We start from the raw sequence: 6,728 nt of genomic DNA on the forward strand, positions 1-6,728 counted from the left end.
ACGAACGGCGCACCGTTCGGGTTATCCGTCGTGAGCAGGCACTGCCAGGGGCTCTCCGTGAGGAGGGCGAGTTCGAGCCCGATCGCCCACATGATCGAGTTGACCAGGTTCTTGCGCCGGTAGATGACCGGGATGATCCCGGAACCGGTCTCGAGCTCCACGTCGTGGTTGCTCCACTTCTCGTGGTGGAGGCGGTAGAGGTTGAACTCCATCGGCCCGTCGGCGGTCATCGTCGTCGTCCGGCCGAACATCACCTGCCCCATGTCCATGACGATCTGCGGGCGCATGTTGACGAAATTTGCTATCGGCTCGCTCTTCGAGCAGAAATCCGGCCACCCGGACCCGCCGTAGGCGTGGAACTGGACGTGGGTGGCATAGAGCGTCTGCCTCTTTTTGTTCAGGTCCGGGACGAGGCCCATCGACCCAAGCGTGCAGGTGTAGTTCCCCGGCGTGCCCAGGTTGTTCGCGTGGAGGTGGACGGAGTGCGGGAGATGGAGGAGCTCGTTCGCCTCGATCACCTTCCGGATGATCTCCGCGGGCGTCACCTCGAAGTAGGGCACCGGGTCCCTGATGCAGGAGACGTTCTTGCCCCACTGCCAGGCCTCGGTGCCGCCTGGGTTCGTGAGTTTGACGCCGAACCCCTTCACCGCCCGGAGCGTCCAGGCGATGATGGCTGCAACCCTCTTCGTGTCGCCGTCGCGGATCGCCTCCATGATTCCCCAGTTCCCGTCGAAGAGGGTGTTTGCCATCGTATCCTGGAGCGGCGTGTAGATGAACTCCTCGTGGGTGTGGCGTGCCTCGAGCGGTGCCATCGCGCCCTCGAGCAGGGTGGTGTAGCCCATCACGCTGTAACGGTAACTGTTGCCGTAGGTGGTCGGGACGCTGTAGCCGGACGTGGCGTGCAGCGGCCCCCGCCGGGGCGTCCTCCCCGCCCGCATATCCTCGGGGCTCATGTACCGCCCGAAGTTCACCTTCGTCCCGCAGATATGGGTGTGCGAGTCGACCCCGCCCGGCATCGTGAGCATGCCGTGGACGTCGATCACCTCCGCCGCACCGCTCACCTCCTCAACGATCCTGCCGTCACGGATGGCGATGTCCATCGTCTCGGCGTTGATGGACCGGAGGGGGTCGATGACGCAGGCGTTCTTCACCAGGAGTTCGGTCATTGCCCTTTTCCCTCCTGCATCAGCGTATACATCTTCAAAAGGACCTCCCGGTCGGACGGATAACCGGAAGAGAGGACCTGCCTTGTCCGGATGGGCACCCCGTCCATCCGGTAGGCCGTCCCCACGGCGTCGATGCCGGTCACCGCCACCGGGATCTGGACGTTGCAGAACGCGGTCGTGGCGTTCGGGTAGGGGTCGAGCTGGACCACCGGGATCTCCGCGAGGTGCTCCAGGCACTTTCGCGGGAAGTGGGCGGCCGGGTCGCTCCCGACGATCAGCGCCGCGTCGCACTCTTTCCGGGCCAAGATATCCACGGCCGTCGTCTCACCCGGGTTGTAGAAGGCGATCCCCCGGGAGAAGTCGATCCCGAAGGGGTAGCCGGTCATCCAAGTGTTCACTTCGTTGGACCCGTAGACGTTGTAGTGGCCCCGCATCGCCGAGATGGTGAACTTCGTGTGCCGGCTCAGTTCCGAGACGAGTTCGATGGCGTTCCTGATGTTCTTGTACTTTCCGCGGGTCATCGTGAGCCCGAGCCCGAAGTAGACCGCCCCGAACTTCGCTCCTTTACAGAGGTTCGCCACCCGGACAAGCTGCTCGCGGGTGACGCCCGCGACCGTCCGGGGGATCGTCTCCGTCTTGCCCCGGACGATCGCCCGGAGCGCCGAGAGGACCGCATAGTCCCCGCCGGGCTTGATCTGCACGAACTCGTCAGCGATGTTCGCCGTCTCGGTCTTCCTGACGTCGACGACGATCACCTTCCGGTCGCGGAAGGCGTTGTCGAGGAAGAACCCTTCCGCGTAGCGGGTGTAGCGGGAGAGGTGACGGGGGTGGGCGTCGATCGGGTTCGATCCCCAGTAGATGACAAGGTCCGCCCGGTTCTTCACCACCCCGAGGGTGCAGCCCGGGTGCCCGACCTCCTGGATGGCCAGGATCGACGGTCCGTGGCAGACCGAGGAGGTGTTGTCGATGACGCCCCGGACGAGTTCGGCCATATGCACCCCCACACACTGGGCCTCCCCGTGGGTCCCGCTCCACCCATACAGGAGCGGGCGCTCGGCAGAGAGGAGCATACCGGCGGCGTAGCGGGCCGCCTCATCGTAGGTGATATCCTTCCATGCGTCTCCATCGCGCAGGATCGGGTTCTTCAGCCTCTTCTCGCCCATGAACTTCTTCGTGCCGAGTTCGCAGGCGTTCGTCACAGCGACCACCCGGTCCCCGTCCACCTCCACCTCGATATCGTCGCAGAGGCATCCGCAGAACGGGCAGACCGCGTCCTTAACGATCATAGGCAAGCCCTCCCAGGTCTTCCATCAGTCCGTGAACGGTCTTCGGCTCTTCATCCGTCGGTTCGATCTCCACCTCGTGCGACTTGAAGTCAGGCATCCCGGTGGAGTGGGTGCCGGCAGCGACGATGTGGTTTGCGTAGGGCCCGTAGGGGACAAAGACGGTGCCCGTCTCCACCTCCTCGGATGCGGAGACCCGCATGACGACCTCGCCGCAGGGCCCGGTCACCCGGATACACTCGCCGTCGTCAAGCCCAAGTTCCATCATATCGAACTCGTGCATGAAGCAGGTGGAGGTCTCGGCCGCGTATTCGGCGGAGGTCTTGTTCTCGACCGTCACCCCCTGGTTCACCGTCCGGCCCGTGATCATGAGATACGTCATGCCTCCGCCTCCTCGCCCTGCACCCCTTCCACCATCCGGGCGACCCGGATGGCCCGGTTCGGGCAGTTGATCTCGCAGGTCTTGCACCCCGTGCACTTCTCCTCGTGGAGTATCGTCACCCGGCCGCCCTCGATCCGCATGATCACCTCGTCGCTTGAGGAGGTTCCCGTCGCCCCGAGTTGCGGGTCGATCTCCCGGTTGACCGGGCAGGAGACGCAGCAGTTTCCGCAGCGCATGCAGAGGCTGTCGTCGACCTGGAGGTGGTACCACGACCAGAACGCCGTCCCGTCGCGCCGGGTGACGTCGAGGATCCGCCCGCTCGACAGAACGCCTTCGGGGCATGCCTCGACGCAGAGGCCGCACCGGATGCAGTGGCCGGGGTAGATCTCCGGCCCCCATTGGTCCTTCTTGCGGAGAACCGCGATGGCGCCGGGCGCGGGGCAGATCATCATGCAGGAAAGGCACCGCGTGCACTCCTTCTCCGTCCGGGCCGGGTAGCCCTTGAAGTACGAGGGGGTCTCAAGCGGTGCGGTCCTGGCGAAGAAGAATGTTTTCAGCCATTCCGGCCGGAGAAACTCACGCACGTAGTAGATGATCGATCGCATATCCTACCTCTCGTTGCACGCGACGCAGGGGTCGCTGCTGATGAACGTCGCCGTCACGTCCGCGATCGACGTGGCGTCGGGGATCATCGCGTGGACGCAGGCCTCGATGTTCATGATCGAGGGCGTCCTGATGGCGATATCGACCACCCTGCCGTAGTCGTCGGTCTTGATCGAGTAGGTCAGTTCCCCGCGGGGAGCCTCGCCGGCATACGAGGTCTCGCCCGCTTTGCAGAAGCCGCCGCCCCGGACGGGGCCGTCGGGGAGGGTTTCTATGCATTTCCGGATCAGGTCGATGCTCTGGAAGACCTCCTGGAACCTGACCATCACGCGGGCGAAGTTGTCGCCCTCGGTCCGGGTGACCTGGGTAAACCCGAGCTCCCGGTAGGTCGGGTGGCGAAGGCGCAGGTCGCAGACGACACCGCTCGCCCGGGCCGTTGGGCCGACGGTATGGGACCGGATCGCCTCCTCATGGTTCATGACCCCGATCCCCTTGCTCCGGAGCGCAATCAGGGGGCCGGTCTCGAAGATCCTGGTATGCCGCTGCATCTCCTCCTCCACCTTTGAGAGATCCGCAAGCATCGCCGCGGCGTCCTCGGGAAGGAGGTCGAACCGGACCCCGCCGGGGATCATGTAGGCGGTGTTGATCCTCGAGCCCGTGAGCCGTTCCAGGTTATCGAGGACGGTCTCCCGGGTGTTTAAGAGGTACATCGCGAGCGTCTCGTGCTCGATCGTGTAGCAGTAGGAGAAGTTCGCGAGGATGTGGCTTGCAATCCGGTCGAGTTCGTTTGCGACGACCCGGAGGTACGCCGCCCGCGGCGGCACGGCGATATCGCTGATCTCTTCCATCGCCTCGATGAAGACCATGTTGTGGATGACCGAGCAGATGCCGCAGACGCGTTCCGCAAGGAACATCACCTCCTGCCAGGGCCGGCCCCGCATGATCCGCTCGATCCCTTTCTTCATGTAACCGAGCTCGACCTCGGTCCTGAGCACCCGCTCGCCCGCCGTCTCGCACTTGAGGCGGACAGGCTCCTTCCAGCAGGGGTGCACAGGGCCGAGGGGGATGGATACGTCGACGGTCTTCTTCATTTCTGATTCTCCTCGTAGTCTTTGAATATCAGCGGCGCGACCGAGAGGATCGCAGAGAGGATCTCGGTCGGGCGGGGCGGGCAGCCCGGGACGCTTGCCGCGATGGGGATGTAGTTCTCGACGGGCGGCGTGGTCAGGGTGCCCCTCCTGTTATAGACGCACCCCGATATCGGGCAGTTCCCGATCGCGACGGCCACCTTCGGCTCCGGGATCTTCTCCCAGATATCGCGGAGTTTGTCCACCCACTGCGGGGTGACGGAGCCGATGACCAGGAGGACGTCGGCTTCCCGGGGATTGTTGTGGACGTAGATGCCGTACTGCTCGATGTCGTAGCGCGGCGCAAGGCAGGCGAGCACCTCGATGTCGCAGCCGTTGCACGACCCGACGTCGACGTAACTGACGTGGATCGACCGTGACCGGACGGCGTTCTTGATCTTCTGGAGGATATTCCTCACGAGAGGACCGCCTCCCGGACCCGTTCTTTTCCTCGTTCGAGCGCCTCGCCGGTGGCTGAACCTTCCTGTATCATTGCTTTTGTCTCGTTGTATATGGTCTGCATCACTTCCGTATCCACGAGCGGCACGAACCGGGTGAAGAGTTCGTAGCCGAGTTCTTCCGCGACCGGGTCGCCGTTATCGGCGTGCTCCTGCCCCATCTCCCACCGGGACTCGAGGTTCTCAAGCAGGGACATGTCGAACCGCCGGAGCATCGTCCGCCGGAGTTTCGCCTCGGTTATACCGAGGTGCCGGGCAATCGCCCGGACGGTCTCGTCGTGTCGTGTGCTCGCGAGAATGGTGTACTTCATCTGCCGGAGGTCTTTTTCGTAGAGGTAGCCGGTCATAGGTATCCTCCGGCCTTTGCGAGGGCATAACCGACGAAGAGCAAGATCACGAGCCAGACCACGGTCATCTCCATCTTCTTGAGCCGCTCCTCGTTTTCGGCGTAGTGGACGAGCGAGAGGGCGACAAGGATCCCGGAGAAGATCACTGCCTCGTAAAAGACCGTCCGGTTCGCCACCCACTGCACGGCCGCGATGACGATGTAGATGACCGCCCCTAAGAGCACCATCCTGCGGATCATGGCATCACCCACCAGAGAACCCCGGCATAGCCGACCATCAGCAGGGTGACGATCCCCTGGACGGTGACGCTGTCGAACGGCGAGAGCATGGGGGTCACCGCACAGACGAACGAGAGTGATACGAGGACGACCGTCATGATGACGAGGGCCAGAGAGAACGGCACGGCCCCGATGAAGATCGCGACGAAGGCGAAGAGGAGGACGAACGTCTTAAGCCCGTCGATGACGGAGATCCCGGCCCGCCAGACACCGAAGTGCTCGGTCTTGTAGCCGCTCACGAGTTCTTTGGACTCGACGATCGAGAAGGGGCCGTAGGGCAGTTTCGAGAGGATGACGATGTACATGGCTATCGCGGCGGGCGGTGCGATCAGGAGGAGCGGCCCGTGGACCGCCTGGTAGGCGATGATGTCACGGAGGAGGAGCGAGTCCGTGAAGAGGTAAATCGCCGCAATCGTGACGAAGAGCGGGATCTCGGAGGCCGCGGATATGACCGACCGGACGCCGCCGAACTTCCCGTAGGGCGATCCCGACGAGAGCCCGAACCCGTGCTCGACGATCTTGTGCAGCATGTAGATCGCAAAGAGGATCAGGATGCTCTCGCCCGCAAGGACGACGAAGAGCGCGGCGCTCCATATGCCGATGCCGATGAGCACGACCCCGACGTAGAGCAGGCTGCTTGCCGTCTTCGGGATCCAGGTGCTCTTGAACGAGAACTTCAGGGCGTGGAGGATCTCCTGCCAGACCGGGGGGCCCGGTCGCATCTGTACCCGTGCGATGACTTTCCGGTGGAGCCCCAGCAGGAGGAGGCCGAATGCTGCTGCAAATACCAGGTACTCGATCATATCAGTATCCTATGAAGGGGATGTCCTCTTCTCCGCCCGGCGCCCGCCACCAGAGCGCGAGGAAGAGCACCAGTACGGGAAAGGCGATCACGATGGCCGTCTCGGCCGCCCAGAGCGGTATGAGGGATGCCGCGAGCAGCCCCCATGCGACGACGATGACAAGGGCCGATGCCGCGAGTCCGTAGGTAATTGTCGTTTTCTTCATGGCAATCAGATGGTTATGACAATCTCCACGACGCGGAGGAAGATCAACAGCGACGAGAGGGAGCACATGATGACGT

At 63.5% G+C, this 6,728-nt stretch carries 10 protein-coding genes; all 10 read right to left on the reverse strand.

What is annotated here, in order from left to right; all coding sequences use genetic code 11:
* A partial coding sequence (locus PLN84_RS12195) for a formylmethanofuran dehydrogenase subunit A (protein ID WP_348532115.1) occupies nucleotides 1-1,166 on the reverse strand: 1,166 nt, incomplete at its 3' end.
* Nucleotides 1,163-2,452, reverse strand: coding sequence for a formylmethanofuran dehydrogenase subunit B (locus tag PLN84_RS12200; protein WP_292384409.1), 1,290 nt, complete (start codon nucleotides 2,450-2,452; stop codon nucleotides 1,163-1,165). The genes PLN84_RS12200 and PLN84_RS12195, both read right to left, overlap by 4 nt.
* Nucleotides 2,442-2,831, reverse strand: a complete 390-nt coding sequence (locus PLN84_RS12205; protein WP_292384408.1) for a molybdopterin dinucleotide binding domain-containing protein — start codon at nucleotides 2,829-2,831, stop codon at nucleotides 2,442-2,444. The genes PLN84_RS12200 and PLN84_RS12205 overlap by 11 nt, the downstream gene beginning before the upstream one ends.
* Complete coding sequence (locus tag PLN84_RS12210; protein WP_292384407.1) at nucleotides 2,828-3,436, reverse strand: 4Fe-4S binding protein; 609 nt, start codon at nucleotides 3,434-3,436, stop codon at nucleotides 2,828-2,830. The genes PLN84_RS12205 and PLN84_RS12210 overlap by 4 nt, the downstream gene beginning before the upstream one ends.
* Nucleotides 3,437-3,439: 3 nt before the next feature.
* On the reverse strand, nucleotides 3,440-4,525 hold the full coding sequence (locus PLN84_RS12215; protein WP_292384406.1) for a nickel-dependent hydrogenase large subunit: 1,086 nt from the start codon (nucleotides 4,523-4,525) through the stop codon (nucleotides 3,440-3,442).
* Entirely contained in the window at nucleotides 4,522-4,980 is a 459-nt protein-coding gene (locus tag PLN84_RS12220; protein ID WP_292384405.1) for a hypothetical protein, read from the reverse strand. The genes PLN84_RS12215 and PLN84_RS12220 overlap by 4 nt, the downstream gene beginning before the upstream one ends.
* Nucleotides 4,977-5,366: a DUF1959 family protein gene (locus tag PLN84_RS12225; protein WP_292384404.1), complete on the reverse strand. Its 390-nt coding sequence runs from the start codon at nucleotides 5,364-5,366 to the stop codon at nucleotides 4,977-4,979. Before PLN84_RS12225 ends, PLN84_RS12220 begins: the two co-directional genes overlap by 4 nt.
* Nucleotides 5,363-5,617 (reverse strand): hypothetical protein, encoded by a 255-nt coding sequence (locus PLN84_RS12230; protein ID WP_299953871.1) that lies wholly within the window; start codon nucleotides 5,615-5,617, stop codon nucleotides 5,363-5,365. The genes PLN84_RS12225 and PLN84_RS12230 overlap by 4 nt, the downstream gene beginning before the upstream one ends.
* Nucleotides 5,602-6,447, reverse strand: coding sequence for an NADH-quinone oxidoreductase subunit H (locus tag PLN84_RS12235; RefSeq protein WP_292558832.1), 846 nt, complete (start codon nucleotides 6,445-6,447; stop codon nucleotides 5,602-5,604). The genes PLN84_RS12230 and PLN84_RS12235 overlap by 16 nt, the downstream gene beginning before the upstream one ends.
* Nucleotide 6,448: 1 nt before the next feature.
* Nucleotides 6,449-6,652, reverse strand: a complete 204-nt coding sequence (locus PLN84_RS12240) for a hypothetical protein (protein WP_292384399.1) — start codon at nucleotides 6,650-6,652, stop codon at nucleotides 6,449-6,451.
* Nucleotides 6,653-6,728: the final 76 nt, after the last annotated feature.

Source organism: Methanoculleus sp. (assembly GCF_035363275.1).
Lineage (GTDB): Archaea > Halobacteriota > Methanomicrobia > Methanomicrobiales > Methanoculleaceae > Methanoculleus.

Bases quoted from the DNA above. Each gene is read 5' to 3' on its own strand.
- PLN84_RS12225 (WP_292384404.1), bottom strand. From the start codon at position 5,366: ATGACCGGCTACCTCTACGAAAAAGACCTCCGGCAGATGAAGTACACC.
- PLN84_RS12240 (WP_292384399.1), bottom strand. From the start codon at position 6,652: ATGAAGAAAACGACAATTACCTACGGACTCGCGGCATCGGCCCTTGTC.
- PLN84_RS12235 (WP_292558832.1), bottom strand. From the start codon at position 6,447: ATGATCGAGTACCTGGTATTTGCAGCAGCATTCGGCCTCCTCCTGCTG.
- PLN84_RS12205 (WP_292384408.1), bottom strand. From the start codon at position 2,831: ATGACGTATCTCATGATCACGGGCCGGACGGTGAACCAGGGGGTGACG.
- PLN84_RS12215 (WP_292384406.1), bottom strand. From the start codon at position 4,525: ATGAAGAAGACCGTCGACGTATCCATCCCCCTCGGCCCTGTGCACCCC.
- PLN84_RS12210 (WP_292384407.1), bottom strand. From the start codon at position 3,436: ATGCGATCGATCATCTACTACGTGCGTGAGTTTCTCCGGCCGGAATGG.
- PLN84_RS12200 (WP_292384409.1), bottom strand. From the start codon at position 2,452: ATGATCGTTAAGGACGCGGTCTGCCCGTTCTGCGGATGCCTCTGCGAC.